Source organism: uncultured Aquabacterium sp., assembly GCF_947366995.1.
GTDB lineage: Bacteria > Pseudomonadota > Gammaproteobacteria > Burkholderiales > Burkholderiaceae_C > Aquabacterium.
Genome location: NZ_CANBCC010000012.1, coordinates 36,395 through 62,424, shown reverse-complemented (window position 1 = coordinate 62,424; position 26,030 = coordinate 36,395). Strand labels below are relative to the sequence as shown.

The 26,030-nt window shown below is 70.8% G+C and carries 20 protein-coding genes; 8 read left to right on the top strand and 12 right to left on the bottom strand.

Annotated features, from left to right (window positions below; all coding sequences use genetic code 11):
• Positions 1-53: 53 nt before the first annotated feature.
• Positions 54-560, top strand: a complete 507-nt coding sequence (locus tag Q0Z44_RS05590) for a YbaK/EbsC family protein (protein WP_298011156.1) — start codon at positions 54-56, stop codon at positions 558-560.
• A gap of 10 nt (positions 561-570) precedes the next feature.
• Here the strand turns inward: Q0Z44_RS05590 and Q0Z44_RS05585 are convergent, their stop codons facing one another.
• From Q0Z44_RS05585 to Q0Z44_RS05565, 5 genes are all read right to left on the bottom strand, one after another.
• Complete coding sequence (locus Q0Z44_RS05585; protein WP_298011155.1) at positions 571-849, bottom strand: hypothetical protein; 279 nt, start codon at positions 847-849, stop codon at positions 571-573.
• Between the two features lie 36 nt (positions 850-885).
• Positions 886-1,953 (bottom strand): alpha/beta hydrolase, encoded by a 1,068-nt coding sequence (locus tag Q0Z44_RS05580; protein ID WP_298011154.1) that lies wholly within the window; start codon positions 1,951-1,953, stop codon positions 886-888.
• Between the two features lie 66 nt (positions 1,954-2,019).
• Entirely contained in the window at positions 2,020-2,613 is a 594-nt protein-coding gene (locus Q0Z44_RS05575; RefSeq protein WP_298011153.1) for an HD domain-containing protein, read from the bottom strand.
• Between the two features lie 73 nt (positions 2,614-2,686).
• Positions 2,687-3,004 (bottom strand): nucleotide pyrophosphohydrolase, encoded by a 318-nt coding sequence (locus Q0Z44_RS05570; RefSeq protein WP_298011152.1) that lies wholly within the window; start codon positions 3,002-3,004, stop codon positions 2,687-2,689.
• An 11-nt stretch (positions 3,005-3,015) separates the two neighbouring features.
• Complete coding sequence (locus Q0Z44_RS05565; RefSeq protein ID WP_298011151.1) at positions 3,016-3,996, bottom strand: MDR family oxidoreductase; 981 nt, start codon at positions 3,994-3,996, stop codon at positions 3,016-3,018.
• Positions 3,997-4,131: 135 nt separating this feature from the next.
• Between Q0Z44_RS05565 and Q0Z44_RS05560 the strand changes: the two genes are divergently transcribed.
• The 3 genes from Q0Z44_RS05560 to Q0Z44_RS05550 all read left to right on the top strand — a co-directional run bounded on the left by Q0Z44_RS05560 (position 4,132) and on the right by Q0Z44_RS05550 (position 7,741).
• Positions 4,132-4,608 carry a prepilin-type N-terminal cleavage/methylation domain-containing protein gene (locus tag Q0Z44_RS05560; RefSeq protein WP_298011150.1) on the top strand — a complete coding sequence of 159 codons (477 nt, stop codon included), beginning with the start codon at positions 4,132-4,134 and terminating at the stop codon, positions 4,606-4,608.
• 11 nt (positions 4,609-4,619) lie between these two features.
• Positions 4,620-6,968: an EAL domain-containing protein gene (locus Q0Z44_RS05555; RefSeq protein WP_298011149.1), complete on the top strand. Its 2,349-nt coding sequence runs from the start codon at positions 4,620-4,622 to the stop codon at positions 6,966-6,968.
• A 74-nt stretch (positions 6,969-7,042) separates the two neighbouring features.
• Positions 7,043-7,741: a DUF4197 domain-containing protein gene (locus tag Q0Z44_RS05550; protein WP_298011148.1), complete on the top strand. Its 699-nt coding sequence runs from the start codon at positions 7,043-7,045 to the stop codon at positions 7,739-7,741.
• A gap of 13 nt (positions 7,742-7,754) precedes the next feature.
• Here Q0Z44_RS05550 and Q0Z44_RS05545 read toward each other — a convergent pair whose 3' ends face one another.
• The 5 genes from Q0Z44_RS05545 to Q0Z44_RS05525 all read right to left on the bottom strand — a co-directional run bounded on the left by Q0Z44_RS05545 (position 7,755) and on the right by Q0Z44_RS05525 (position 11,814).
• Positions 7,755-9,020 (bottom strand): MFS transporter, encoded by a 1,266-nt coding sequence (locus Q0Z44_RS05545; RefSeq protein ID WP_298011147.1) that lies wholly within the window; start codon positions 9,018-9,020, stop codon positions 7,755-7,757.
• Between the two features lie 9 nt (positions 9,021-9,029).
• A complete protein-coding gene (locus Q0Z44_RS05540; RefSeq protein WP_298011146.1) occupies positions 9,030-9,380 on the bottom strand; it encodes a hypothetical protein in 351 nt (116 codons plus the stop codon).
• A 67-nt stretch (positions 9,381-9,447) separates the two neighbouring features.
• Positions 9,448-11,106 carry a response regulator gene (locus tag Q0Z44_RS05535; RefSeq protein WP_298011145.1) on the bottom strand — a complete coding sequence of 553 codons (1,659 nt, stop codon included), beginning with the start codon at positions 11,104-11,106 and terminating at the stop codon, positions 9,448-9,450.
• A 94-nt stretch (positions 11,107-11,200) separates the two neighbouring features.
• The gene (locus Q0Z44_RS05530) at positions 11,201-11,452 is read right to left on the bottom strand and encodes a 4Fe-4S dicluster domain-containing protein (RefSeq protein WP_298011144.1); all 252 of its coding nucleotides are present in this window, start codon (positions 11,450-11,452) and stop codon (positions 11,201-11,203) included.
• A gap of 20 nt (positions 11,453-11,472) precedes the next feature.
• Complete coding sequence (locus tag Q0Z44_RS05525) at positions 11,473-11,814, bottom strand: zinc ribbon domain-containing protein YjdM (RefSeq protein WP_298011143.1); 342 nt, start codon at positions 11,812-11,814, stop codon at positions 11,473-11,475.
• 140 nt (positions 11,815-11,954) lie between these two features.
• On the opposite strand from Q0Z44_RS05525, the gene Q0Z44_RS05520 reads away from it, so the two are divergent.
• Genes Q0Z44_RS05520 through Q0Z44_RS05505 form a run of 4 tightly spaced genes read left to right on the top strand, consistent with a single transcriptional unit; the run spans position 11,955 to position 17,592 of the window.
• A complete protein-coding gene (locus Q0Z44_RS05520) occupies positions 11,955-12,785 on the top strand; it encodes a hypothetical protein (RefSeq protein ID WP_298011142.1) in 831 nt (276 codons plus the stop codon).
• 1 nt (position 12,786) lies between these two features.
• Positions 12,787-14,349 carry a hypothetical protein gene (locus Q0Z44_RS05515; RefSeq protein WP_298011141.1) on the top strand — a complete coding sequence of 521 codons (1,563 nt, stop codon included), beginning with the start codon at positions 12,787-12,789 and terminating at the stop codon, positions 14,347-14,349.
• On the top strand, positions 14,330-15,253 hold the full coding sequence (locus Q0Z44_RS05510; protein ID WP_298011140.1) for a glycerophosphodiester phosphodiesterase family protein: 924 nt from the start codon (positions 14,330-14,332) through the stop codon (positions 15,251-15,253). Before Q0Z44_RS05515 ends, Q0Z44_RS05510 begins: the two co-directional genes overlap by 20 nt.
• Positions 15,250-17,592: a hypothetical protein gene (locus Q0Z44_RS05505; RefSeq protein WP_298011139.1), complete on the top strand. Its 2,343-nt coding sequence runs from the start codon at positions 15,250-15,252 to the stop codon at positions 17,590-17,592. Before Q0Z44_RS05510 ends, Q0Z44_RS05505 begins: the two co-directional genes overlap by 4 nt.
• A gap of 4 nt (positions 17,593-17,596) precedes the next feature.
• Here Q0Z44_RS05505 and pbpC read toward each other — a convergent pair whose 3' ends face one another.
• Both pbpC and Q0Z44_RS05495 read right to left on the bottom strand, forming a co-directional pair.
• Positions 17,597-19,837 carry a penicillin-binding protein 1C gene (pbpC, locus tag Q0Z44_RS05500; RefSeq protein WP_298011138.1) on the bottom strand — a complete coding sequence of 747 codons (2,241 nt, stop codon included), beginning with the start codon at positions 19,835-19,837 and terminating at the stop codon, positions 17,597-17,599.
• Positions 19,834-25,992, bottom strand: coding sequence for an MG2 domain-containing protein (locus Q0Z44_RS05495; RefSeq protein WP_298011137.1), 6,159 nt, complete (start codon positions 25,990-25,992; stop codon positions 19,834-19,836). The genes pbpC and Q0Z44_RS05495 overlap by 4 nt, the downstream gene beginning before the upstream one ends.
• Positions 25,993-26,030: the final 38 nt, after the last annotated feature.

The following is a 26,030-nucleotide window of genomic DNA, read 5'->3' as shown; positions in this document are numbered from 1 at the left end:
TGGCGCAGCCCGCAGCCATCCTAGCCGAAGTGCTGGCAGCGATAATCCCCCGCATGTGTGGAGCCGAAGTCAAACCCCTGTCCGACAGCGTGCGCCGCGTGTGCACGCTGCTTGAAACCCTGGGCCACCCCCATCTGCCGATCGCGCTCGACGACGCCGCGCACACCGCGCAGCAGGCGGCCGATGCGCTGGGCGTGTCGCTGGGTCAGATCGCCAAGAGCATCATCTTTCGCCTCAAGCCCGATGACCGCGCCGTGCTGGTCGTGACCAGCGGCGACCGCCGGGTCGACGAGCACAAGGTGCAGGCGCTGGTGTGCGGTGCGGGCCAGTCGCTGGGCCGCGCGAATGCCGAGTTCGTGAAGGCGCGCACGGGCTTCACGATCGGTGGGGTGTCGCCGCTGGGGCATGTCGAGCCGCCGGTGGTGCTGCTCGATGAAGAGCTGGGCCGCTTCGATGTGATCTGGGCGGCGGCCGGCCACCCCAACGCGGTCTTCAAGCTGACGCTGGCCGACCTGGTGACGTGGACGCAGGCGCCCGTGGTGGATGTGACGGTGCGCTGACGCCCGGCGATCAAGCCAGGGTCTTCGGCGGATTGCCTTTGTCGGGCGGGCCGCCCCGGTGCGATTTGGTCCAGCTGTAGTCGGCCGGGCGTTCGTCGCTGACGCCCGCAAGGCCGACATGGTCGCCCAGCTCCGTGCTGATGACCACATGGCGGTGCAAGGGCCTGCCCTCGGCGCTGCGCGCCTTGCGCTGCGCTTCGGCAAAGGCCAGCGCCTCGGACAACTCCCCGTCGGCAAAGCCCTGTACGCCAGGGCCTTCCGCGCTCAACCAGTAGACGACGATGCTCATGGCGCCATCATCGCACCGCGCACACCCACGCGGGCCTCACGCTGCGGGCTGCAGCGCGATGTCTTCCGGCGCCATGCGCGCGGGGGCCTCGAGGTCCACCGGCGTGTCCGGCGTGACGAGGGACGAGACCTCGCGCACCGCGTCGAACACCACATCGGGCGCGGTGTGGTGCACCATATGACCGGCGCCCGGCACGATGTGCAGTCGGGATTGCGGCATGCGGTCGTTGACCCGGCCGGAGTGCCAGCCCGAGGTGATGAGACGGTCGTGCTCGCCGGCCACCAGCACCACGGGCACCTGCATCCGCCGGTGCTGAGCCCGTTGCTGGATGGAGGCGGGGATCAACATGGCCGCCTCGGCCGCCGCGGTCTGGATCGACAGCGGGCGCAGCGTCATCCACTTCGGGTAGCGCGCGTTGAAATCCCGACGCACCGCGCTGTCGCCGGGCGAGAACACGCGCCACATCGTCGGTCCCCAGATCGCCCGCGAGAACAGCGGCGACAAGGTGTTCGCCATCAGCGGGCCCAGCAAGGGCACGGCGGGCAGGCTGTTGATCAGCACGTCGAAGCGCGGTGCGGGCGTGTAGTAGCCGCCCACCAGCACCAGGCCCTTGAGCTCGCTCGGCGCCTGCTCGGCCATGGCGACCGCCACCAGCGTGGCCCACGAATGGGCCAGCACCACCGGGCGGTGCACGCCCAGCAAGGTCAGGGCCTGCAAGAACAGCCGGGCCTGCTCATCGGGTGTGTAAAGGCGGCCGGACGGGCGGGTGCTGTGCCCGTAGCCCGGGCGGTCGAACACGAACACGTGGTACTGCTGCGCGGCGCGTTCCACCAGGCCACTGAGCTCCATTTCCTGGCCCATCATGCCCATGCCGTGCAGCAGCACCAGTGGCGGGGCGGCCGCGTCACCGTGCTCGGTGTAATGCAGGCGCACGCCGTCGACCTCGACAAAGCGGCCGGCCGGCGGGTTCTCGGCTTCCACGCGGGTGCGCTGGCGCTTCACGTACCAGGCACTCGCCCCCAGCAGGGCCACGGCACCAGCGGCCATGGCCAGAGAAGAGGCACGGGCCGGAACCCGGGCAGCGGTCTTGCGCAACATCGACATGGCGGCTCCTGAAAGCATGCGGAGCCTCTGACCGGCAAACCGGGTGCCTGCCTGCGCGGGCAGGTGTCAGGCTTCCAGCGCGCGCTGATACAGGCTGCGCTTAGGCGCCGCGAACACGCGCCGCACCATGGGCTCGAAGAACTGGAGGGGCAGCGTCTCGGCCTCGGGGTCGAAGGCCGCCGCGTCGTAGCGCTCGCAGAAATGCGCGGTGCGGCGGTAGAGCTCGGTCTGGTCCTTGAAGCGCTCGCGCAGATTGCGGTCCATGCCCAGGTGGTGGAAAAAGTAGTAGCCCTGGAAGATGCCGTGGTGGGCCACCATCCAGTGGTTTTCCTCGCTCACGAAGGGCTGCAGGATGACGGCCGCCACGTCCGCATGGTTGTAGCTGCCCAGCGTGTCGCCGATGTCGTGCAGCAGCGCGCACACCACGTACTCCTCGTCCTGCCCGTCGCGGTGGGCCAGCGTGGCCGTCTGCAGGCAGTGCGTGAGCCGGTCGACCGGGAAGCCGCCGAAGTCGCCATCGAGCAGCTTCAGGTGCGTCAGCACGCGGCCGGGCAGCTCGCGGGCGTAGGCGCCGAACTCGCGCGCGATCACGGCCCAGTCTTCGGGCGTGCCGTCGCGCATGTGGTGGAAGGTGGCAGTGGGGGGCGCAGCAAGGGTCATGCGCCCACTGTGCGCCTGCGACGCAGCCGCTTCAACCGGGAAAGCCAGCACCCCCGCCCGGGTCAGGGCGCGCTCAGGTCGGCTCCGGGTACTTGGCCGCGTTCTTCACCAGCTTGTCCTGTACGGCTGCCTCCAGGTCGATGCCGGTCTGCATCGCGATCTGCACGAGATACAGCATCACGTCGGCCATCTCCTCGCCGATGTGCTGGCGCGTGGCCGGGTCGTCCGCGGCGCGGGCCGACTCCTCCGGCGTCATCCACTGGAAGATCTCGGCCAGCTCGGCCGCCTCGACCATCAGCGCAGTCGACAGGTTCTTCGGGGTGTGAAACGGCTGCCAGCCGCGCGCGTCGGCGAACGCGCGCAACTGGGCCTGCAACTGAGTCAGGTCCATGGGCCGGGCACTCAGGCGATCTTCACGACGACACGGCCGCGCACCTGGCCGTCCAGCAGCTTCTGCGCAGTGGGGATGGCGTCGGCCAGCGAAATCGTCTCGGTGATCAGCGCCAGCTTGCCGGGGTCGAGGTCACGGCCGAGGCGCGCCCAGGCTTCCAGGCGCTTCTCGCGAGGGGCCATCACGCTGTCGATGCCCGCCAGCGTCACGCCGCGCAGGATGAAGGGCGCCACCGTGGCCGGGAAGTCCATGCCGCCGGCCAGACCGCAGGCGGTGACCACGCCACCGTACTTCGTGCTGGCACACACATTGGCCAGCGTGTGGCTGCCCACGGTGTCCACCGCCCCGGCCCAGCGCTCTTTCGCCAGCGGCTTGCCCGGGTTGCTGAACGCGCTGCGCTCGAGGATCTCGGCCGCGCCAAGCGTCTTGAGGTAGTCGGCCTCCTGCGGGCGGCCCGTCACCGCCACCACGGTGTAGCCCAGCTTGGCCAGCAGGGCCACGGCCACGCTGCCCACACCGCCCGCGGCCCCGGTCACGACGATCTCGCCGCGGTCCGGCGTCACGCCGTGGCGCTCCAGCGCCAGCACGCACAGCATGGCCGTATAGCCCGCTGTGCCAATGGCCATCGCCTGTTCAGGGGAGAAGGCCGATGGCAGCGGCACCAGCCAGTCGCCCTTCAATCGGGCCTTCTCGGCCAGGCCGCCCCAGTGGGTTTCGCCCACGCCCCAGCCATTGAGCACCACCTGATCGCCGGGCTTCCAGGCGGAGTGGGTGCTCACCTCGACGGTGCCAGCCAGGTCAATGCCGGGCACGAGAGGGAACTGCCGCACCACGGGGGATTTCCCGGTGATGGCCAGCCCGTCCTTGTAGTTCAGGGTCGAGGCCGCCACGCGGACGGTCACATCGCCTTCGGGCAACTGCGCCTCGTCAATGGCCTCGAGGGCGGCGCGATAGCCTTGATCGTCCTTGCGGATGAGGATGCCTTGAAACACGTCTGTCTCCATGCTGTTGGGGGCCGAGCGGGCAGCATACTGTGTTGTGGCGCGGGCAGCATGCGGCCCGCGCTCAAGTACCCCGGCGGGTGTCCGATATCGAAACAGGCGCCTGCCCCGCTTCCGCCCGACCGCATGCCACCCACCTTGCTTACCCCCCGGCGCCCGTCTCGTGTCCCGCACGGGTTCACGCTGATCGAGGTCCTGCTCATCGTTGCGCTGATCGGCGTGCTGGCGGCCATCGCGCTGCCGATGTACACCGGCTACCAGGATCGGGCCCGCACGCGCATGGCGGCGCAGGACATTGCGGCCATGTCGGTGCAGATCCAGCGCCACTGGGATGACAACCGCGCCTTTCCGGCCGACCTCGCCGCCATCGGGGCCAGCCGCAACGACCCCTGGGGCCGGCCCTATGTCTATTACAACGTCGACGCCAACGGCCGCGGCGGCGCCCGCAAGGACCGCTCGCTGAACCCCATCAACAGCGATTTCGACCTCTACAGCATGGGCCCGGATGGCGTGACCAAGAGCCAGGTCTCGAATCAGGACAGCCTGGACGACGTCATTCGCGGGCGCGACGGCCAGTACGTCGGCGTGGCCAGCGAGTTCTGAGGCTGCCCACCGTGCCTTTGCGCACCCTGCTCGCACGCCAGCTGGGACGCCGGCTCGCCCACCGTCTTTTCGCGCTGTTTCTGCTGGCGGCCGTCGTGCCGCTGGCCCTGTCCGACTGGCTGTCGAGCACCGCGATCACGGAGGTGGCCCGCGAGCTCGACGCCCGCGCCCGCCTCGACACCACCGAGCGCACCAGCCGTCAGGTGTTCGACCGGCTGCTGGCCGGCAAGACCCTGCTGAGCGCCGTGCCGGTGGCTGCCTCGGGGGCCGCCCGGCCTCCGGAAGGGCTCACCTGGCTGCCGGGCCTGCGCCGTGTCTTCGTCCGCCTGTCGTGGCTGGACGAACACGGCGACACCCGCTGGTCGAGTGACCCGGACTTCGATCTGGGCCAGGCCTGGCAGTTGGCGCAGGCGGGTCCTTACAACCGCGCACCCATCCCCGAGCAGCGCGGTGACGACCGCATCGAGGTGCGGCTGCGGGTGGCCGAGACCGCCGGACAGACGCCGCGCGTGCTGATGGCCGTGAGCCACGGCGGCGTGCTGCGCTGGGTCGGTGAACTGCACGCCGCGCACCTGTGGGCGCCGGTGGTCGACGCGGGGGAGGATGGGCTCTGGCATGTGCGAGATGCCCGCGGCGTGCTGCTGGCCCGGCTGGGCGGTGGCGACGCGCTGGACCAGCCGGCCGCCGAGCGGCTGCATACCCGGAGCCGCCTCTACCTGGGCGCCGAGTTCGGTGCGGGCGACTGGGTGTTCGAGCAGGACAGCCCTCGCCCCGAGGTACGCTGGATGGGCCGGCCCCTCGGCATGTGGCTGGCCCTGGTGGCCGTGGCCACGCTGCTGGCCATTGCGCTGCTCACCCTGTGGCAGCTTCGACGCACGCTGCAACCCCTGGCCGCACTGACGGATGGCGCGCGCCGTCTGGCCGATGGCGCCACCCGCACCCGCGTGGCCATTTCCCGGCACGACGAGATCGGCACCCTCGCCCAGGCCTTCAACCACATGGCCGGTCGCATTGAAGACCGTGAGCAGCAACTCGTGCACCGGGCCGTGCATGACAGCCTGACCGGCCTGGCCAACCGCGACGGACTGCATGACCGGCTGGATGCGCTGCTGAGCGCCCCCGGCGTGGTGGCCAAAGTCGCAGTGCTGTTCCTCGACCTAGACCACTTCAAGGACGTCAACGACAGCCGCGGGCACGCCACTGGCGACATGGTGCTGCGCCTGGTGGCCCAGCGCCTGACGGACGCCATGCCGGTCGACGCCTTCGTGGCTCGCCAGGGCGGCGACGAGTTCGTCATCGTGCTGCCCGACGCCACCGAGCACACGGCCTGCATGGTGGCCGACACGGCGCTGGCTGCGGTCAACCAGCCCTGCGCGCTGCCCGATGGCGAACACCTGCTGGGCGCCAGCGTGGGCATCGCGCTGAGCCCGCAACATGGCCTCATGCGCGAGGAACTGCTGCGCTGCGCCGACATCGCGCTGTATGCCGCGAAGACCGGCGGACGCGGACAGCACAAGGTCTTCCACCGCCTGCTCGACATCGCTGCGCGCGAGCGGGTGCTCCTGCTGGGTCAACTGCGCCAGGCGCTGGTCCGCAACGAATTCGTTCTGCACTATCAGCCGCGCGTGCGCCCGGTCGACGGCGCCATCGACTCGGCCGAGGCGCTGATTCGCTGGCAGCACCCCGAGCACGGCCTGCTCAACCCAGGCGCCTTCATCGAGGCGGCGGAGGCCGGCGGGCTGATCGACGAGATCGGCCTGTGGGTGCTCGACGCCGCGTGCGCCCAGATCGCCGCGTGGCGCCGCCAGGGGCTGGCGCTGGGCCGTGTGTCGGTCAACGTGTCGCCGCGGCAGCTGGCCAGCGGCGAGCTGGTGGCCCACGTGCGCGACGCCCTGGCGCGCCACCAGGTGCCGCCGCAGGCGCTCGAACTGGAGGTGACCGAGAGCCTGCTGGTGGGCGACGCGCGCGCCGCGTGCGCCCAGCTCAGCGAACTGCGTAGCTGGGGCGTCACGGTGGCGCTCGACGACTTCGGCACCGGCTACTCGTCGATGGCCACGCTGCGGCAACTGCCCATCGACGTGATGAAGATCGACCGGGCTTTCGTGACCGACCTGGGCCACGACCCGGGCGCGATGGCCATCGCCTCGGCCATCGTGGCCATGGCGCGGTCGCTGAGGCTCCACCTCGTGGCCGAAGGCATTGAAACCCCGGCCCAGGCGGCCATCCTGCGCGACATGGGATGTGACGAACTGCAAGGCTTCTTCTACAGCCGCCCCCTGCCACCCGAGGCGTTCCACCTGCTGCCCCGGCACCTCGTACCGGAAGCCAGCCCATCCCAATGGGCAGGGCTGGCCCCGTGACCAGGCCATGCCGGCGCCCCCCATCCGGCCCGGCCCGCGCTAGAGTGGGCGGTTGACCCAGGAGGTTTGCCACCATGTCTCGTCGCACCTTTCTCGCCCGATCGGGCGTCGCCCTGCTCGTCCTGGCTGCCACCCGCCAGGCCCAGGCCCTTTCGCTGTCCGACCTGAGCAACCAGGACGCCAGCGCCGGCATCAAGGTTGCGCTAGAGCGCGGGGCCCTGGCCGCCGTGAGCCTGCTCGGCCAGACCGACGGCTTTCTGGGCAACCCCAAGGTCCGCATTCCGCTGCCCGGCTACCTGGAAGACGCCGCCCGGTTGCTGCGCATGACCGGCCAGGGCAAGCGCGTGGACGACCTCGTCACCACAATGAACCGCGCCGCCGAAACTGCCGTGCCGCTGGGCAAGGACCTGCTGGTGGGGGCCGTGAAGTCGATGAGCGTGAGCGACGCCCGGCAGATCCTGCGCGGCGGCGACAACGCCGTCACCACCTTCTTCGCCGAGAAAACGCGCATGCCGCTGGGCGAGAAGTTCCTGCCGGTGGTGACCCAGGCCACCAGCCAGGTGGGCCTGGCCAAGAGCTACAACCGGGTGGCGAGCAAGGTGTCGGCGGCCGGGCTGGTCAAGCCGGAAGAAGCCAGCATCGAGCAATACGTGACAGGCAAGACACTGGACGGCCTCTACACCTTGATCGGCGAAGAGGAACGCAAGATCCGCCAGGACCCGGTGGGCACTGGCAGCGCCCTGCTGCAGAAGGTGTTCGGCGCAACGAAGTGAGCCTGGGGCCCGATCACCACGCCTCGCGCACGCGGGGGGTGAGGGGGCGCACATCGAGCCAGCGCACCAGCGCCAGCAGGCCCAGCACCGACACCGCCCCGCCGGCTGCAAAGGCGGGCGCGTAGCCTGCCAGGTCGCCCACGAGGCCGCCAGCCACGCCGCCCACCGCAGCCAGCGACACCCCGACACTGCCCAGCAAGGTGTAGTCGGTGCCGGGGTGGGCCGGGTCGGCCGCATCCATCATCAGCGAGAACAGCGCCACGGTGACGACCGTGCCGACCACGCCCTCGGCCACCGTGGCCCACCACAACAGCGGCACCCCGCCCGCACCCAGCGCCGCCGCCACATACAGGCCGTACACCGCCGCCTGAAGCAGCCCGCTGCCCAGCAGCGCCGTGCGCCGCCCCACGCGCAGCAGCAGCGCCCCGCCCAGCGCCGCGCCCAACAGGCTGGTGCCCGAGCCAACCGTGCCCTTGAGCAGCGCCAGGTCGGCCTTGCTCAAGCCCTGGTCCAGCAGGAAGGGGGTGATCAGCCCGGCGGCCATCTGGTCACCAAAGCGAAAACAGAAGATCAGCCCCGCCAGTGGCAGCACGCCCGGGCGCAGCGCCCGGTGCAGCCACAGCCACGCCAGCGCGGGGCGCGTCGGCCCGTCAGACAGCAACGCGGGGCGCATCGACGCCGGCGGGGGGGCGTCGGGCGCTGCCACGGCCGCCGGCGGCTCGGCCATGCGCCACACCGGCCAGGTCAGCAGCGCCAGCAGCGCCGCCATGCCGGCAAAGGCCACGGCCCAGCTGGTGCGGGAGAGCACCCACAGCAGCAGCCCCCCGCCCAGAATCATCCCGAAGCGGTAGGCGCCCACCTGGATGCCGTTGGCCAGGCCACGCTCGCCCGCGCTCAGCAGCCGCACAGCCAGCCCGTCGGTGGCCACGTCCTGGGTGGCCGCCAGCAGGTTGAAGACGAACACCGCCACGAACAGCGCGATGCTGCCTTCGTGAAAGCCCAGCACCGCCATGGCCACCGCGAGGGCGCAGGATGCCAGCTGCATCGTCAGCAGCCAGGTGCGCCGCTGGCCGTGGTGGTCGACCACCGGCGCCCACAGGAACTTCAGCGCCCACGGCGCCGCCAGAAACTGCAGAAAGCCCAGGGCCGTCAGCGACCAGCCGGCCTCGCGCATCAGCACCGGCAGCGCCAGCGTGAAGAAACCGAAGGGCAGGCCCTGGGCCGCGTACAGGCAGGCCAGCAGCGGCAGGGGGGACGAGGGCGAGGCGGGCGGGCGCATGCCCGCATGCTAGTCGTTGCGCCGGGCGCCGGTGACCGGGGTGTCGCTGTCGGGCAGCGGATAGGGGTCGGCCACATAGGTCGGCCCCTTCATCAGCATGACGATGCCGCAGCCGATGGCCACGGTCAGCACCAGCGTCCAGTGCAGCAGCACCACGCCGATCAGCACGAAGACCTGACGGAGGGCCTCGGGGTCGTGCGAGGCTGCATCGGTGCCCGGCGCGGTGAGCCACAGCCCCCCCGCAATCACCAAGGGCAGGACCGTGCCAACCAGCAGCACCATGGGCAGGCGCTTCCACACGCGCCATTCCAGCCCGGAAGGCGAGCGCACGGACTGAGGGTGTTTCACGAGCCAGGGCATGTCGGGAGCATACGCCTGCGTCACGGCCCCCCGCGGGATGCCCCATGAAGTCACTGTGGCGTCAGGGTCAGGCAGACGACGGGGTCGGCACGGCCTTTGCCGCCACCGAGCCCGGCATGAGGATGCTGCCCGGTTCGCGCCCGCCGAAGCTCGGGTCCTTGAAAGCCCCGGGCAGCAGCGCCACCCGCAGTTCTTCGATCACCTTCGCCAGCTCCTCGGCCCGCGCAATCTTGGCGCCATGGCGCTTGAGCGAGCCTTCGGCCGTCTCGACGAAGCGGGGGTTGCGCGTCTCCTTGGCGCCGGCGATCAGCGCGCGCACGGCGGCCTCGTGGTGGCCCTCGATGCTCTGCGCCATGGCCGCCTGGATGCGCGCATTCAGCGCCTGCCACGCCCCGCGGATCAGCGTCTGGTGGGCCTCCCCCTCGGCCGCACCCAGCAGCACGTCCAGCGTCACACGGGACGAGCAGTAGCGCGCGGCGATGGAGGCAATGGTGCGGTCGGCGAACTCCTTGTTCGACACCCGCTCGGCGATCAGCCCCAGCAGCCGCACGATGTTGCTGGCCGCCTCGAAATCGCCCGTGGGCGACAGCACGTCCTTGACCATGGCCTCGAGGTGCGCGGCGAGGTCGCTGACCTGCTTGCGGCGACACATCACCAGCGCCTGCGTGATGTCCGAAAAGCGCTTGAGCCGCAGGTTCAGCGGGTCGCGCTCAAAGGCCCGCGTGATGTCGTCGGCACAGCGCTGCAGCCACTTGTCGTCGTCGCCCAGGTACTTGCAGAACGCCAGCACCACGATGGCAATCGGGTCGAACATCTTCGAGCCCAGGCCGATGCGCACCACGCGCTCCATCAGCCGCTCGGCCTCGGCGGTGCGGCCCGTGTAGAGCGCCATCAGGCCCGCCTTCTGCAGCCGCGTGATCGACGATGGCGTGATCTCGCACGCCATGGCATAGGTCTCGTAAGCCGCATCCAGGTCACCCTGGCCGATCTGCACCTTGCCCATCACGTCATACGCGTCGGCATACGAGCGGTGGTCGGCAATCAGGTTTTCGAGCGTGGTGCGCGCTTCACCCAGCAGGCCCTCCGCCCCCTGCACCCGGGCGATGCCGAGCCGGGCCCAGGGCAGCGCCTTTTCGGCCGTCACCACCTCGTACAGGTGGCGGGCCATCTCGATGTTGCCCTGGCTGATCGAGATCTCGGCGCCGATGCGGGCGGTGTAGAGCCAGTACGGGCGGCGGTCCTCGAAGTGCGCCATGCACAGGTCGGCCGCGCGCCCCATGTCGTTGACCTCGATGGCATCGAAGATCTCCTTGAGTTCGCGCTTGCGCGTGCGGGCCGCCGAGATCCGGTAGAACAGGCTGTTGGCGGTGTAGGGCTTGAGCAGGTAGCCGTCGAGTGCGGCCTCGGCGGCCTCGGCCACGCAGGCGTAGCTGGCCTCGCCCGTCACCATCACGAAGGTGGTCGACAGGGGCAGCAGGCCGTTCTGGCGCAGGTCGTCCAGCAGATCGCGGCCGGTGTACTGCGTGCGGTCGAAGTGGTACTCGCACACCACGAGGTCGAAGGTGCCCACCTCCAGCTTCCTGCGGGCGTCCTGCGCGCGGCCCACCTGCTGGATCTGCATGACGCCGAAGTCACGCAGCTGCGAAACCACAATGCTGCGCGACAAGAGGTTGCCGTCCACCACCAGGGCACGGATCGTGTGGCGGTCTGCGTCCGGAGCGATCATGAGACCAGCATACCCCTGGGCGTTCCAGGGCGATCGCCGGAACAACCCCCTTCCCACCCGTCGCGCCGCGGCCACCCATGAAAAACCGCACACTTCATGCCTGGATCTCGCTGCGCCGCACCATGGTGATGGCCCGAAACGGGCACACCACGGCGCACTGCGCACAGCCGGTGCACCGCGGGGCGTCGTGCAGCACCGCCTGCTTGGGGCCCCAACCGCCGGGCGCCTCGGTCTCCAGCCACAGCACCTTGGGCGGGCACTGGGCCACGCAGCGCCCACAGCCGGTGCACCGGGCCGGGTCGACCTCGGGCAGGGCCCGTGCACGGGGCCCGGGGGTGGCGTTCACGCCCATCGACCCGCGCGGGCTCAGGCCTTCTTGATGAACTCGGACTTCAGCTGCATCGGGCCGAAGCCGTCGATCTTGCAGTCGATGTCGTGGTCGCCCTCGATCAGGCGGATGTTCTTCACCTTGGTGCCCACCTTGATCACGGCCGACGAGCCCTTGATCTTGAGGTCCTTGACCAGGGTGACGGTGTCGCCGTCGTTCAGCACGTTGCCGTGCGCGTCCTTCCACACCTTGGCGGCCGGCTCCGTGTCGGCCGGCACACCGGCGCGCCATTCGTGGCCGCATTCGGGGCAGACCAGCTGGGCGCCGTCTTCATAGGTGTAGGCAGAGGCGCACTGAGGGCAGGGCGGCAGGGTGCTCATCGTGAACTTTCAGGATCGTGGGGCAGGCCGCGATCGTACGCCTGCGCTTCGTCCGAGCGGCTGATGCAGGTCGACTCCGGGCGCGTTCGCGTCCTGTAGCATCTGTTTCAATCCCTGACATCGCCCCGCACGACCGACCCATGCCGATCTTGTCCTTGCGCCGCGCCTCGCGGACCGCCCTGCTGCTGTGCTTTGCCTCCTTCATCGGCGGCTGCGCCGTCCAGACCGACCGCCGGGGGCAGTTGCAGTTCCAGGTCGACAACGCCGAGCTGTTCGGCCAGGTCGTTCAGACCTTTGCCCTGCCCGACGGCAGCGAAGCCAAACTGCGCGTGCTGAGCGGACAGTATTCGATCAAGCTGCAAAAGTACCTGCGCGTGATCCCGCTGGAGAACGCCACCGACGTCAAGGTGCGCTCGGCAACGCTGATCGACGGGCGCACCGTCATCGTCATCGACAAGGCCGAGCGCAACTGCGGCTTCAAGATGCACCTGATCTCGGTGAAGGGATCGGAGGTGCTGGCCTGGGATTTCGGGGACTGCCAGACCGCCCCGAACGTGAACCTGTATGCCGACGGCGCCACGTTCGACTTCGCCTACCCGAACAAGACCATCCGCTACACCTACCAGAACGCGCGCCTGGTGCGCAACGATTACGCCGGCCCGCCGCCCGGCCCCCCGGCTGCCAGCGCAGGCCCCATTGCCGCCGGTGCGCCACGCCATGTGCCCGGCCTGCCCAGCGCGCCCAATGGCGAGCGGCCGGCGGGCGGCACGGCCAGCAACGGCAACGGCCCTGCCGCACGGACGGCGACCGCCCCACGCACCACCCCGGTCGCATCCGGCGCCCCAGCGGCGCCACCCCGTCGCACCACCGCGGCGGCCCCCACACCCCGCGCCGCCACGCCAGCCCCCGGCAACACCATGAACTTCCCGTCGCAAGAGCAGAAGCCCGTGCGCATCGTGCTCGACAACTGACATGACCCGCGGACAGACCGTCTTCATCGCGCTGCTCACGGCGCTCTACCTCTGCTTCGAACTCGCCTTCAACGCCCGCCTGCTGGATGTGGTCGGCGGCGCACCCAGTACGGATGCACTCCATCGCATCGAGGTCTTCGGCCGCAGCCTGTCGGGCATCGCGGTCGCGCTGGTCGTGCTGCAGGTGCTGCTCGGCCGACGCCAGCGCTCGGGCCGACGCTCGCCCAGCTTCATGGCCATCGCGTTCTGGTGCGCGCTGTCGGGCGGGGTCGTGTACGGCTCGCTGCAGACGCTGGTCGAAGGCCTTGTGGCCGCCAGCACCCCGGCCTTCCGCCGTGCCAGCCTCAACATCGTGCTGGTGCAGCGCGCCCTGGTCGATGGGCGGGTGCAGCTCGCCGGCCTCGATGACGACGCAGCGCTGTTCAGTCAGCCGGCCGGCAAGGCCTTTCTGGCGCAGTTCCCGGTCATGGCCGCCTCCGTTGACCGGCTCGACGAGAAGATCCACGACGCCAAGCTCACGCTCATCACCCGCCAGGTGGAGCAGGGCTTTGGTGGGCCGGCCGCCTACTACGACCGCTACGCCGAGGCCGTGAAGAAGACGCAGGAGCAATGGCGCCGCTACGCCCGCATGCCGGGCGCGACCGATGTGGACGGCGAGGTGGCCCGCCGACAGGACCAGGCCTGGGGCGACTACCTCTCCGACCTGGGCCGCCGGGGCTGGACCCCGTCGACGGTGCCCGCCAACGCCCAGGACGCCGTGCGCCGCAAGGTGCGTCAGCGTGTGCCCGTGCCCGCCAGCTGGGACCTGGCCGACGAAGCCACATTCCGCGACGCCGTGGCCACGCAGGTGCGCCGCAAGGCGGACCGGGCCGGCGCGCAGGCGCTGACGGTCAAGGGACGCCGCATTCCGCCGGGCCTGGGCTGGCCCGCCTTCTTTGCCCACCCGGGCGTGCAGGCCGAGTTGCGCGACAAGCTGCACCTGCCGGCTGGCGTGGCGCTGCAGCCGGCCTACCGAGATGGCGCCGAGTTCCAGCGCGAGGTGTTCCAGCCGCTGGTGGCCAAGGTGGCGCGCGAAGAGCAGGTGCGCTACGACGCCCCCGCGGAAGATTTCGCCGATGGCCGCCCGCTCGCCGAGCGCGGCGTCGAGGCCGCCCGTGCCGCCATCGTGCCGCCGGTGGCCCTGTTCTTCTCGTTGCTGGGCGCCGTGGGCCACCTGGCCAAGCTGAGCTACCTGCTGCTGTCGCTCGTGGTCTCGGCCGTGCCAGCCTGGCAGGCGCGCACCCGCTTCCTGTGGGCTACGCCGTTTGCCGTGCTCGCCCTGGTGTGGGTGGTGCTGAGCTGGACGGACAACGCCGTCACGCAAAGCCGCCTGTATGGCTACATGCGCGACCAGGTGCGCGACGGCCTCACGCAGCCCGAAGACACCGGCGTGCGCGGCTGGCTGCTGGGCAACGCGCTCCACGTCGTCGCCGTGGGCCAGGGCTACGGCTATCCCGTCAATGAACTCGTTCGCACCCGCCTGCTGGGCGGCCTCACCTATGGCTATGTGCCCCCGACCCGCTGAGCCCCGTCGACTGGCTCACATCCTGATCCTGGCCGCCACGCTGCTGGCCCCCGTGGCCGCGCACGCCACCTGCCAGGGCATGGTGCTGCATGCGCACCGCGGCCACCCCGACGCCCCGGAAAACGCCCAGAGCGCCATCACGCGCGCGGTGGAGGGTGCATGGGATGGCGTCGAAATCGACATCCAGCAACTGGGCGATGCCCACTGGGTGCTGCACCACGACCTGCAGCTTGGCCGCACCACCACGCTCAGCGGCCGCCGCGTGCAGGACCTCACCAGCACCGCCTGGAAGGAGGTGATGCTCAAGGACCGAAACGGCCGTTTCACCCGCGAGAACGCGCCCTTTCTGAGCGCCGTGCTCGACAAGGTGAACGAAGCCGACAAGGACAAGGTGCTCAACGTCGAGATCAAGCAGAGCAACAGCCGTTGCGATGCCGCGCAGCAGGCGGTCTCGACCCTGCACCGCGGCCTGCCGGATGGCAACTGGTTCCTCACCGCCATCGAGCGCGGGCAGTTGCGCTGTGCGCGGCAGGTGGATGCCACCGGCTACCTCGGACAGATCGTGCTTGATCCGCAGGCGCTGGCGCGCCAGAACCCGGCCACGCGCGCCAGCGCCAGCCGCTTCGCCCCGCCGCGGATCGACGAAACCTGGTTGCGACGCCTGCAGCAGGAAGTCGGCAAGCCCGTGGGCGTGCACGTCGACATCAACACGCTGAACGCGAACCCGCGCCTGCTGCCCATGGCGCGCGAGCTGGGCGTGCCGGTGTTCACCTACCACCTCGGCCCCGATGCAGAACACGCCCGCGCCCTGCGCGACGCCCGCCGCCTGACCGGCCTGCTGCCCAGCGGCGCCATCATCGACGGCCAGCCTGCCGCCTTCTGCGACGGAGTGAGCGCACCATGAGCACCGAGCACGCCACGGCCGAGTCAGGCGCCCCGATTGCCACGCCGGCCAGCCCCCCGTACGCCCCGCCGACCGGTCAGGTGCTTGGCGTGGTGGCCGCGCACATCGAGCCCGTCACGCGCTTCGATGCACGCGACCTGACCGAAACCGCGCCCGAAGAAGCCTACGGGCTGCCGGTCGAGCTCACGGTGGATCAGTATGTGAGCTTCTCGGAACGCATTGGCAGCGGCCCCGCCCGTCTGCCGGCCGGGGTTGACAAGGTCGGCAGCCAGCAGGCCTTCCGCCAGGAGCTGGCCGAGCGGCTGGACACCGCCGAGACCGAAGCGCCCCGTGCGCTGCAGGCCTGGGCGAACGGCAACGCAGGCAGCTACCGTCGGCTGATGCCGGGCACGGCCGGCTTTCTGCGCTCGCCGGGCAGCGTGGGCTACGAGCACACCTGCCACCAGTGCCATGGCGCCTGCCACGTCACCTGCCCATCGTGTTCGGGCGTGGGTCACACCAACTGCCACGCGTGCTTCGGTGCAGGCAAGATCAACTGCTATTCCTGCCACGGCAGCAAGCAGCAGACATGCAGCAGCTGCGGCGGCCGCGGCTCATGGACGGAGCAGGTCAGCCAGCAGACCTGGAGCTCCAGCAGCAACAGCTACGTCACCACCTACCAGACCGTCTATCGCAACTGCTCGGCGTGCTCCAGCAGCGGGCGCACCACCTGCTACCACTGCGGCTACGACGGCAAGATCAACTGCAGTGGCTGCTTTGGCAAGGGCCACATCGACTGCGGGCGCTGCGGCACCACCGGCCGCATCGACTGCGCCAGCTGCCTGGCCTCGGGCATCGAGCACGTGCGCGGCACCGTCGTCGCCGAGGTCGTGCACGACGAGACGCTGTCCATCGTCACCCCGGACGAGACCCTGCGCAAGCTGGTCGACACCAAGGTGCCTCGCGAGGACATGCCCCAGCTCGGCGAACTGCTCGACGTGCTGCACACGGTGCAGGGCCACGCGGTCGAAACCCGCCACCGCCTGCGCCTCGACGTGCGCCGCGCCAGCCTGCGCGCACGCGACGACGACTTCGTGCTCTACGGCTTCGGTCCGGAAGCCCGCGTCTTCAGCTTCGACAACATCGCCGGCCACCTGCTGACCGACGACCTGGAAGCACTCGAAGCCCGCGTGGCCACCTCGTCCGCGTGGCGTCGCCACAAGGGCAGCGACCTGCTCGACACCACGGCCGACTTCCTGCGATCCGAGCTCAACATGCTGATCGCCGAGCGCGTGGCCGATGCCAAGGCCAGCCCCGAAGATGCCGCCGCTGCGGTCGAGACGCATTTCAAAGGCCTGGTCGACCAGACTTACGTGGCCCGCGCCACCACCGCGCTGCGCACGGCCCTGGCACGCCTCTATGGCTCGGAATTGACCGAGCCGGCCGCCTATCTGTGCGGGCTCACCGCGCTGGCGGCGGGCGCCCTGTATGGCACCGGCTGGCCTGCGCCCGGGGTGTGGCAACCGGTGCTGTGGAGCGTGGGAGGCGCGGCCCTCGCCTGGCTGGCGCTGGAGTGGGCGACCCGCCGGCGCATCGCGAAGCGCTTCGAAGCCGGTTTCGGCCAGCGCGTGCTCGACCAGCTCAAGGCCAACGGCAGCGTCAAGCGCTGGCGCATCGGCCTGGCGGTGGCCGCGCCCATGGCCGCGGTGCTGGCCATCCAGGGCACCGGCATGCTGCCTTTCGTGCGCAGCCACCACACGCTGCAGCAGGCCCGCGCCGATGCGCAGATGCTGCTGGCGCAGTGGCCGATGCAGTTCGAGCCCGACCTGCGCCTGCGCACCTACCCCGCCGAAGCCGTGCTCGAAGAACAGGCCCAGGCAGGGCAGACGCAGGCCCAGCTCATCCTGGCGTGGCAGAAGCTGCTGGGCGCGGGCGGGGCCACGAAGGACGTGGCCGGTGCCGCCCGCCTGCTGGAGCAGGCCGCCCCGCAGGCCCGTGAAAGCAGCCTGTGGCAGGCCGCCAAGGCCGTGCAGCTGCTCAACCAGGAAGCGCTGCCCGACGACATCCGCGCCGCAGCGCAGGACCTGGACCGCGCCGCCGACAAGGGGCTGGTGGAAGCGCGCTACTGGCAGGCGCGCATCCTGCTGGCCGAGCAGAGCCCGCTGCATGACGCCCGGCAGGGCCTGCGCGTGCTGACGCAGGCCGCCGACAAGGGCCACGCCCATGCGGCGCTGATGCTGGGCAACAAGCTGGCCAAGGGCGAGGACACGCGGCGCGATGTGCGCGCCGCGCGGCGCTATCTGCAGCAGGCAGCCGGCAAGGGGCTCACCGAAGCCAACGAGGCGCTGCAGAAACTCTGAGCGGTCAGCGCCGGGCGGTTGAGGGCGCAGGGGCGCGAACCTGCGCCCCCCGCACCTCGAAGCGGGCGGTGGCGCGCACGGCCTGCCGCTCATCCACCAGCTCGAGCACGTGCTTGCCGGGCCACATCGGCCAGGCCCGGTCGGCCGCCGGGCCCAGGCGGCGGCCATCGAGCCGCCAGGCCCAGCGCGCGGGCAGGCCGTCCACGCCCTTGAACATCAGCTTCTGCGCGTGCAGAGGGATGTCCGGATCGAGCGCGTAAATCGTCCCATCGCCCGGCGACTGGATCAGAGTGTGAGCCACACCCCGCGCACTGGCCAGGCGGATCTCGGCCTGCTCGGTGCCGGCCACGAACCACTCGTTGCGCGCCGCCTCCAGGCCGCCTTCGAAGTGCACGGCCTGCTGCACCAGCCCGGCGGGGGGCGGGGGCGGTCGATGCGCCTGCGGATCGGGATGGCGGCGGTGCAGCTCGTCCATCACCGCGCGCCACACCGGGGCGGCGCCCGTCGTGCCCGACACGCCCCACATCGGCTCGCCATCGGCATTGCCGACCCACACGCCCACCGTGAAGCGCTTCGAAAAGCCCACGCACCAGTTGTCGCGCATGTCCTTGCTGGTGCCCGTCTTGACGGCCGCCCAGTAGCGCGCCGTCAGCGCGTTGGCCAGGCCGAAGGTCGGCACGCGCGCTTCCCGGTCGGCGAGCACGTCGGCCACGATGTAGGCGGCGGTCGCGTCCATCACGCGCACCACGGGCGCGGACACCGGCTTCCCATCGCCCACTCCATCGCCCACGGCGCGCCACGGGCTGTACAGCCCCCCCTGCGCCAGCGCCCGGTAGGCGTTGGTCAGGGACACGAGCGAGACCTCGGCCGAGCCCAGCGCCAGGCTGTAGCCATAGTGGTCGCCGCGGTGCGTCAGCGGCAGGCCGAGCGCCGTCAGCCGCTGGGCGAAGCGCTCGGGCGTGACCAGCACGAGCGCCCGCACCGCCGGCACGTTCAGCGACGAGCCCAGCGCCGTGCGCACCGACACCGGACCCTTGTGCCGGTGGTCGTAGTTCTGCGGGATGTAGAGCCCCGCGCCGGTGTTGAGGCCCACGGGCGAGTCGTCCAGCACCGAGGCGGCGGTCAGCCAGCGTTGCTCGATCGCCTGGCCATAGAGAAAGGGCTTGAGCGTGGAGCCGGCCTGGCGCAAGGCGCTCGCGCCATCCACCTCGGCCGCCTGCGACAGCCCGCCACCGCTCGACCCCACCCAGGCGCGCACCTCGCCCGTGGCGTTGTCCAGCACCACCACCGCGCCGTCCTCGACGTGCCGGTTGCGCAGCTCGCGCAGCCGCAGGCGCAGCGTGTCGCGGGCAAAGCGCTGCAAGCCGGCGTCCAGCGTGGTCCTCACGCGCGCGGGCGGCGTGGGGCCGGCGATGCCCGCCAGCACCCGCCGCGCCAGGTGCGGGGCCAGTTGCGCGTCGGCGTCCAGGCGTTCGCTGTGGCGCAGCGCCAGCCGCTGCGCGGTGTAGGTGGCCAGTGCGCTGCAATCGGGCGCCAGCTTCTGCTCGCGCAGCAGCGCACAGGCGCGGTCGGCCACCCGCCGCGCCGGGGCGTTCGGCGCGCGCACCAGCGCCGCCACGATGGCCGCCTCGTCGTGGTTCAGGCCCGAGGGGTATTTCTGGAACAGCCGCGCCGACAGCGCACCGATGCCCACCACCTCGCCCCGAAAGCCCACCAGGTTCAGGTAGGCCTCCAGGATCTGGTCCTTGCGCCACTGGCGCTCCAGCCGCAGCGCGGTGGCCGCCTGGCCCAGCTTGGCCACACCCGAGCGCGACTGCCGGCCGCCACCGGGCATGGCCAGGTCCTCGTCCAGCAGCCCGGCCAGCTGCATGGTCACGGTGGAGGCGCCGCGCGTGCGGCTGTTCCACAGGTTGCCCCAGGCCGCCGCACCCACGGCCTGCCAGTCGACGCCGGCGTGCTCGTAGAAGCGCCGGTCTTCGGACAGCAGCAGGGCGGTGCGCAAGGCCGGCGACACCTCGGTCAACGGCACCCACGCGCCGCGAAGCTGCGTGCGGTCGGTGCGCACGGCCTGCAGCGGCACGCCACGGCGGTCTTCCACCACCGTGTCCGAGGCGCGGTAGGCGGCCTTGACCTCGTCAAAGCGGGGCAGGGCCTGCACGGGCAGGGCGCACAGCGCGCCGCACAGGGCCGCCCAGCGCCCCGCCTGCCGCGCGCACCGCCCCCACCGCGGCCCGCGGTGGGTCATGGCTTCACCACCACCGGCGCGTTGGGCGCCTCGCCGAACATCTCGGGCGCGTACATGGCTTCCATCCGCGTCTGCGGCAGGCCGAAGGTGCCCGGGTTGTTGAGGCGCACCGTGTACTCGACCTGGAAGCGGCCCTTCGGCAGGTAGCGGTAGTAAGCGCGGTAGGCCTCGAAGCTGCGCTCCTTGTAGGCCAGCCAGCCGCGGTCGTCTTCCTGCTCGCTGGCGGTGTCGATGGCGCTGTCGCGGCCCAGGCCGCTGCCCAGAATCGTCGCCCCGCCCGGCACCGGGTCGTTGAGCACCACCCAGGTCGCATCGGCCTGCACGTCGATGTCGAGCCGCACGCGCAGCACGTCGCCACGGCTGTACTGGCCTTTCACCTTCTGCTCCACCGGCGTCACCGTCTTGGTGAGGCGGTAGCCCGAGCTGAACGGCACCTGCACGGGCACCGCGGCCTTGCTGGTGAAGGTCACCCACGGCTTGCCCGTGCCGTCGTGCGACACGCGCACGGTGGTGTCGGCCTTGTTGCCGCCCACCGCAAAGCCGCGCGGCCAGCCCAGCGCCAGCGTGCCACCCGCCGCCTGGCCAGACCAGTTCAGCACACGGGCTTCGCCGCTGGGCACCGGCGCGCCACCTGCCACCGGCATCTCGAACAGCGCGCGGGTGCTGCCGGTCACGGGCTCCTTCTCGAAGCGCTTCGAGAAGGCCTCGACCGCCACGCTGCCCCAGGCATTGGCCACCGTGGTCGACCAGTGCCCGCGCTGCTGGCGTTGCAGCGTGCCGATCATCAGGCGCGGCATGTCGTCGGCCCAGCCCGGGCGGTCCATCGCGCCCAGCAGCATGCGCACGCTGTTGACGTCGCCGTTGGCCATCAGCCACCACCAGCTGTCGTCGCGCTCGGTCGAGAAGCCCAGCCGCGTGCCCTGCACGTTCAGGCGCGCACGCAGGATCTGCTCGGCCTCGGCCAGCCGCTTGTCGCGCTCGGGGATGTCCTTCACGCGCTGCAGCACCATCAGCCAGTCGATCACCGCGCCGGTCGGCCACTGGTTGGGCAGGATCTGGATCGAGCCCAGCATGCGCGGCAGCACGCGGCCCGTGCGGCTCAGGGCTTCGAGCGCCGCCAGCTTGCGCACGTCCAGGTCGCCGTTCTTCAGGAAGGCGGGCGCCCAGAAATCACGCTTGATCTGCCCTTCGACAAAGGCGATCAGGCCGCGCTCCATCTTCTCGCGCGTGTCGGCCGGGATGCGGAAGTCGTAGCCCAGCCGGCTGGCCTCGTCGGTGATGGCCAGCAGGTAGGCGGTCAGGCTGTCGCTGCCGGTGCGTGGCATGCCGGACGAGGGCGGGAAGTAGTTCGCCAGGCCATCTTCATCGAGGTACAGCGGGATCTGGCTGGCGATGCTCTGCCAGTAGGCCGCGTCACGCAGGCCGATGGCCACCGAGGTGCGCTGCTCCAGGCAGCTCCAGGGGTAGCGAGCGAAGAACTCGCGCACGCCGGGCAGGCCATCGGCCAGCCGCGGCTTGAGCGCCACCTCGATGCCGCCGCGCAGCGCGCCGTTGCCATCGGGCAGGGCTTTCAGCGGCGGCGCGATCGGGATGCCCGCTGCCTTGTCGAGCTGCATCAGCGTGGCCTGCTGCACCGTGACCGGCACGGCAGGCACCACCTTCTGCGTGAAGGCCATGCGGTCCTGCGCCCCGGTGCTGCCCGTGGCCTTCGCACTCACCTGCCAGGCCAGCTGCGCCACGTTGTAGGGCACGGTGAGGTCCCAGCCCGCCTCGGCCGCGGCGTTGGGCTCGATGCGCAGGCGCTGCTCGGGCAGCGGCCCGCCGGCCTGGCCCTGCAGCACCACGTCCATGGCCTGGGCCGTCGTGTTCCGCAGCGTAAACATGGCGCGGTACTGGTCGCCCTCGCGCACCAGCGGCGGCACCCCCGACAGGATCTGCAGGTCCTGCGTGGCGCGGATCTGCGCCTGCCCCTTGCCGAACAGCGCGGCGTTGTCGCCCTGCACGGCATCGGCCACCACGACGATGCGGAAGCTCGTGAGCGCATCGTTCAGCGGCACCTTGACCAGGGCCTCACCGCGGGCGTCGAGCACCACGCGCGGGTTCCACAGCAGCAGCGTGTCGAACAGCTCGCGGGTGGGGAAGTCGCCACCGCCCCCGCCGGTGGGCACGGCCTTGCGGCCATAGTGCCGCTTGCCGATGATCTGCATCTGCGCCGTGGCGGTCTCGACACCATAGGCCCGGGGCTGGATCATGGCCTTCATCAGGTCCCAGCTGTCGTTGGGCTGCAGCTCCAGCAGGGCCTCGTCCACGGCGGCCAGCGCCACCTCGGTGCCGGCAGGCACGGGCTTGCCATCGGGCAGCGTCACCTTCACGCGGACCAGGCTGGTGCCGCGCACCGGGTAGCTCGGCTTGTCGGGCTGCACGTCCACCTTCAGCGTGTGCGCCTTGTGGCCCACCTCGATCTCGGCAATGCCGTACTTGAAGGCGGGCTTGGAGAGGTCGACCATCGCGGTCGGCTCCTGGTACTGCTGGCCTTCGTTGCGCCACGCCTGCCACCACTCGCTGGGCGCGCGCCAGCCCCAGGTGAAGAAGGAATACCAGGGCACCTCGCGGATGCGGCCGCGCACGGCCAGCACCGACACGTACACATTGGGCGCCCACTCGGCCTTCACCGGCACCTCGATCGTCGGGTCCTGCCCGTTCAACTGCACCGTGAAGGTTTCGAGGATGCCATTGCGCTCGATGGCGACCAGCGCGGTGGCCTGGCGGAAGGGGCTGCGCACCTGGAACTTCGCGACCTGCCCGGCCTCGTACTGCCGGCGCTCGGGAATCAGGTCCATGCGGTCCTGGTTGTCGCCGCCGAACCAGACTTCGCCCTGCCGCGTGACCCACACCGACGCGGCCGAGCGTGCCAGGTGGCCGCCCGCGTCCTTGGCTTCGGCGATCAGTTCGATCTCGCCGGCCTGCTTCATCTCCACCTCGCACAGCACCAGGCCGCGGGCGTCGCTCGTGCCACGGCAGACCGTACCCAGGTCCTCGTCGGCGTTCTGGTTGTCGTAGGCGTAGAAGCCGCCCACCAGCCGCTTGCGGGTGGAGCTCGTCCGGTGAGCCACCGCCTTCACGGCCACGCTCACGCCAGCCTGCGGCACGCCGTTGGTGTCCAGCGCCAGCACCTGCGTGGCCACCTTCTGCTTGACCGACACCCACGAATCCGTGCGCACGCCCAGCACCACGGCGGAAGGCCACACTGGCAGCGACTGGCTCAATGTCTGCACCTCGCCGTTCGGGTCGGCGTAGGTGGCCTGCACCAGCAGCTGCTGCGGCCGCGTCACGGCGGGCAGGCCGGGCAGCGTCACCTTGCCGGCGCCCTTGGCGTCCAGCGTGACGGCCAGCTTGTCGGCCACCAGCCGTGCGCTGCCGTCGCGCGGGTGCAGGGCGTTCTCCTCGTCGTCCTCGTCGACCCGGTCATCCGAGAAGAAGCTGCGTTCTGCCTGCGAGCGCGGCTCGCGCGGCGGCTCGAAGCGGAAGCCCGGGAAGCGCTGCGTGCGCAAGGCCGCCTGCACGTCGGTGTCGCCCAGCTGGGCCGACACGCGCACCGGCAGGCCGCTGGCGCCGCCGCCGTTGCCATAGTTGATCTGCAGGCCCAGCGGCACGTCGCGCGGCTGCACCAGCGCGCCCTTCGGCCCCATCAGGCGCCCGGTCATCACGGGCAGGCGGAATTCTTCGACGCGGAACGACCCGGTCTGCACATACCCGCCATGCGGCCCGTGCGGCATCTGCACGGCATACACGCCCAGCTTGGCGTCCTCCGGAATGGCGAAGGTGGTTTCGGCATGGCGCCGGCCGCGCCAGTTCAGTGTGAAACTGAACTCCTGGCCCGAGCCCTCATGCACGATGCGGCCTTCCGAGGGCAGCTCGTCCGCCATCGGCAGGCGCAGGCCGCGCAGCCGCTCGGCCCGCGCATGGTGCTGCATCGACACGGTCTGCCCGGCACGCAGCAGGGTGCGGTCCATCACCGTGTGATAGCGCACGGGCTCAACCTCTTCGCTGTAGTCCTGGTTCACGTGGAAGCGCCAGGCCTCGATGCCCTCGTTCCAGGTCGACCACACGAATGCCATGTCGGTACGGCCCTGGGCGTCGGTCTTGCGCGCACTGACGAAGTAGCCCACTTCGCGGCCTGTCTCGCCGGCATCGCACGACGACCAGTCCATGCGGGGCAGCGCCTCGTTCACCAGCGCAAAGCCCTGGTGGTCGGTCCGGCCGCGCCACACCACCCGGCCCAGGCAGTCCGAGACCTGCACGGCGGCGTCCGACACCGGCTGGGCCTTGTCGAGCGTGGTCACCCACACGCCCGAGTTGGCCGCCCCCCACTTGAAGTGCACGCCCAGGTTGGTCACCAGCACGCTGGTGCGCACGTACATGGGCGCGTTGCGGTCCAGCAAGGCCTGGCCCAGGCGCGGCGAGGCGATCTCGACCACGTGGAAGCCCGGCTGCGGCATCGGAATGCCGATCACCTCGAAGGGGTGCGGCTCGGTGCGCTGCGAGGTGGGCAGCTTCAGGCTGGTGGCCGCCTTCTCGCGCGCCAGCAGGCTCACGGTGCGGGTCTGCACCCAGTTCGGGTCGTCCTCGCGGCGGTCGTCTTCCCAGCCCTCGGCGTCGTCCCGGCGCTTCACCGGGCGCTTGGCTTTCGGCTGGGGCGGCGGCGGCAGGCGCACGCCCAGTTCGGCCTCCACGTCCTTGCGCTGCAGGCGGCGCTCGTCGTAGCGCTTGACGCGCGCCAGCCACGCGATGATGGCCGCGTCGTCCGCCACCTTCAGGTCGCGCACGCCGGCCTGCAGGCCCTTGATGGCCAGGTCGCCCTCGACATGGCGCACCGTCACCGGCAACGTGGGCTCGGCATTGAGCTCCAGCACGCCGAAGGTCGCCTTCGGGAACTTGGCCAGCGGCGGCGCATCGGCCGTGCGCGTCTGCAGCGGAAAGGCCGAGGCATTGCCCAGCGTGCGGCCGGCATCGTCCTTGAAGCCTGCCGGCAGCTCGATGCGCACGGCGGCGTTCTCGGGGAAGCCCGGCTGGAAGACCACCGCGCTCACGCCGCTTTCATCCGGGTCGATGCCGGTGCTGCCCTTGTTGCGCGTGAAGAAGTAGAACCAACGGCGCAGGCCGCCGCTGTCGGCGCTCACCAGGCGCTCCTGCACCTCACCCCGGTGTTGCTCGACCACCGGCTTGCGCTCGCCGTCCGGCGTTTTCAGCACGATGCGTTCGGCCAGCTTGCGCGGCACGGGCGACGAGAACTCGATGCGCATCGGCCGGATGGGCAGGCAGTCACTGCGGGCGTTCACCCGCTCGCAGGTGAAGCTGGCCGTGAACGGCGGGCGCACGCGGTAGCTCAGCACCCGGTCGGCCGAGCTGCCCACGCCCGACGGCGTGGCAATGCCCTTGGCCCACACCAGCTTCACCTGGGCGTCCGGCGGCAGCGGGCGGCCGCACTGCACCGTCACCACGCGGGCCTGCTGCGCGGTCAGGTCCACCGCTTTCAGGATGTCGTTGCGCACCGCGCCGTCCACCACCTTGACGGGCAGGCGCTCGGCCACGCCGCTGACCTCGCAATAGGCACGCTGCTCGATGCTGGCCCGCGTGGCGGCGCCATTGAGCAGCAGCGCAAAGACCTGTTCCTCTTCGATCTCGTTGCCGCTGTCGGCGCTGGGGTAGGCGCGCACGATGGCCGGCCCGCCGGTGCTGAAGGCAAAGGCCTTGCTGCCGGTCACGGCCTGCCCGGCCAGCGAGGCCAGGCCGGTGTTCAGGCTGACGTCGCACCGCGTGCCGGCCGGCACGTCCTGCGTGAAGTCGTACACCCAGGTCCGGTCGTCCACCCAGCGGCCGCTGCCCGTCAGGGGGCTCTCGTTGCGGCAACGCACCTGGGCCGGCGCCGGCAGACGCGGGTCGCCGAACTTCACCATCGGGTCCGAAAAGGTGACCCGGGCCTGGCGCACCTTGGCCACCTCGCCCTGGGGCGACATGGTCTGCACCGTGGTGGCCAGCACCTGGGTGGCCACCACCACCGAGACCACGCCCAGTGCTGCCAGCACCGCCGTCCACGCCCGCCCCTGCACGGCCCCGGCCCATCGGCCGCCCCTGGTCTGCCATGACCCGCGCATCTGACTTCCTTCCTGATCGTGTTTGTTGTGTGCCGCAC

Excerpts from the sequence above, each read along its gene's own strand:
- Q0Z44_RS05590 (WP_298011156.1), top strand. The coding sequence starts at position 54 with ATGTGTGGAGCCGAAGTCAAACCCCTGTCCGACAGCGTGCGCCGCGTG.
- Q0Z44_RS05585 (WP_298011155.1), bottom strand. The coding sequence starts at position 849 with ATGAGCATCGTCGTCTACTGGTTGAGCGCGGAAGGCCCTGGCGTACAG.
- Q0Z44_RS05580 (WP_298011154.1), bottom strand. The coding sequence starts at position 1,953 with ATGTCGATGTTGCGCAAGACCGCTGCCCGGGTTCCGGCCCGTGCCTCT.
- Q0Z44_RS05575 (WP_298011153.1), bottom strand. The coding sequence starts at position 2,613 with ATGACCCTTGCTGCGCCCCCCACTGCCACCTTCCACCACATGCGCGAC.
- Q0Z44_RS05570 (WP_298011152.1), bottom strand. The coding sequence starts at position 3,004 with ATGGACCTGACTCAGTTGCAGGCCCAGTTGCGCGCGTTCGCCGACGCG.
- Q0Z44_RS05560 (WP_298011150.1), top strand. The coding sequence starts at position 4,132 with ATGCCACCCACCTTGCTTACCCCCCGGCGCCCGTCTCGTGTCCCGCAC.
- Q0Z44_RS05550 (WP_298011148.1), top strand. The coding sequence starts at position 7,043 with ATGTCTCGTCGCACCTTTCTCGCCCGATCGGGCGTCGCCCTGCTCGTC.
- Q0Z44_RS05545 (WP_298011147.1), bottom strand. The coding sequence starts at position 9,020 with ATGCGCCCGCCCGCCTCGCCCTCGTCCCCCCTGCCGCTGCTGGCCTGC.
- Q0Z44_RS05540 (WP_298011146.1), bottom strand. The coding sequence starts at position 9,380 with ATGCCCTGGCTCGTGAAACACCCTCAGTCCGTGCGCTCGCCTTCCGGG.
- Q0Z44_RS05535 (WP_298011145.1), bottom strand. The coding sequence starts at position 11,106 with ATGATCGCTCCGGACGCAGACCGCCACACGATCCGTGCCCTGGTGGTG.
- Q0Z44_RS05525 (WP_298011143.1), bottom strand. The coding sequence starts at position 11,814 with ATGAGCACCCTGCCGCCCTGCCCTCAGTGCGCCTCTGCCTACACCTAT.
- Q0Z44_RS05520 (WP_298011142.1), top strand. The coding sequence starts at position 11,955 with ATGCCGATCTTGTCCTTGCGCCGCGCCTCGCGGACCGCCCTGCTGCTG.
- Q0Z44_RS05515 (WP_298011141.1), top strand. The coding sequence starts at position 12,787 with ATGACCCGCGGACAGACCGTCTTCATCGCGCTGCTCACGGCGCTCTAC.
- Q0Z44_RS05510 (WP_298011140.1), top strand. The coding sequence starts at position 14,330 with ATGTGCCCCCGACCCGCTGAGCCCCGTCGACTGGCTCACATCCTGATC.
- Q0Z44_RS05505 (WP_298011139.1), top strand. The coding sequence starts at position 15,250 with ATGAGCACCGAGCACGCCACGGCCGAGTCAGGCGCCCCGATTGCCACG.
- pbpC (WP_298011138.1), bottom strand. The coding sequence starts at position 19,837 with ATGACCCACCGCGGGCCGCGGTGGGGGCGGTGCGCGCGGCAGGCGGGG.
- Q0Z44_RS05495 (WP_298011137.1), bottom strand. The coding sequence starts at position 25,992 with ATGCGCGGGTCATGGCAGACCAGGGGCGGCCGATGGGCCGGGGCCGTG.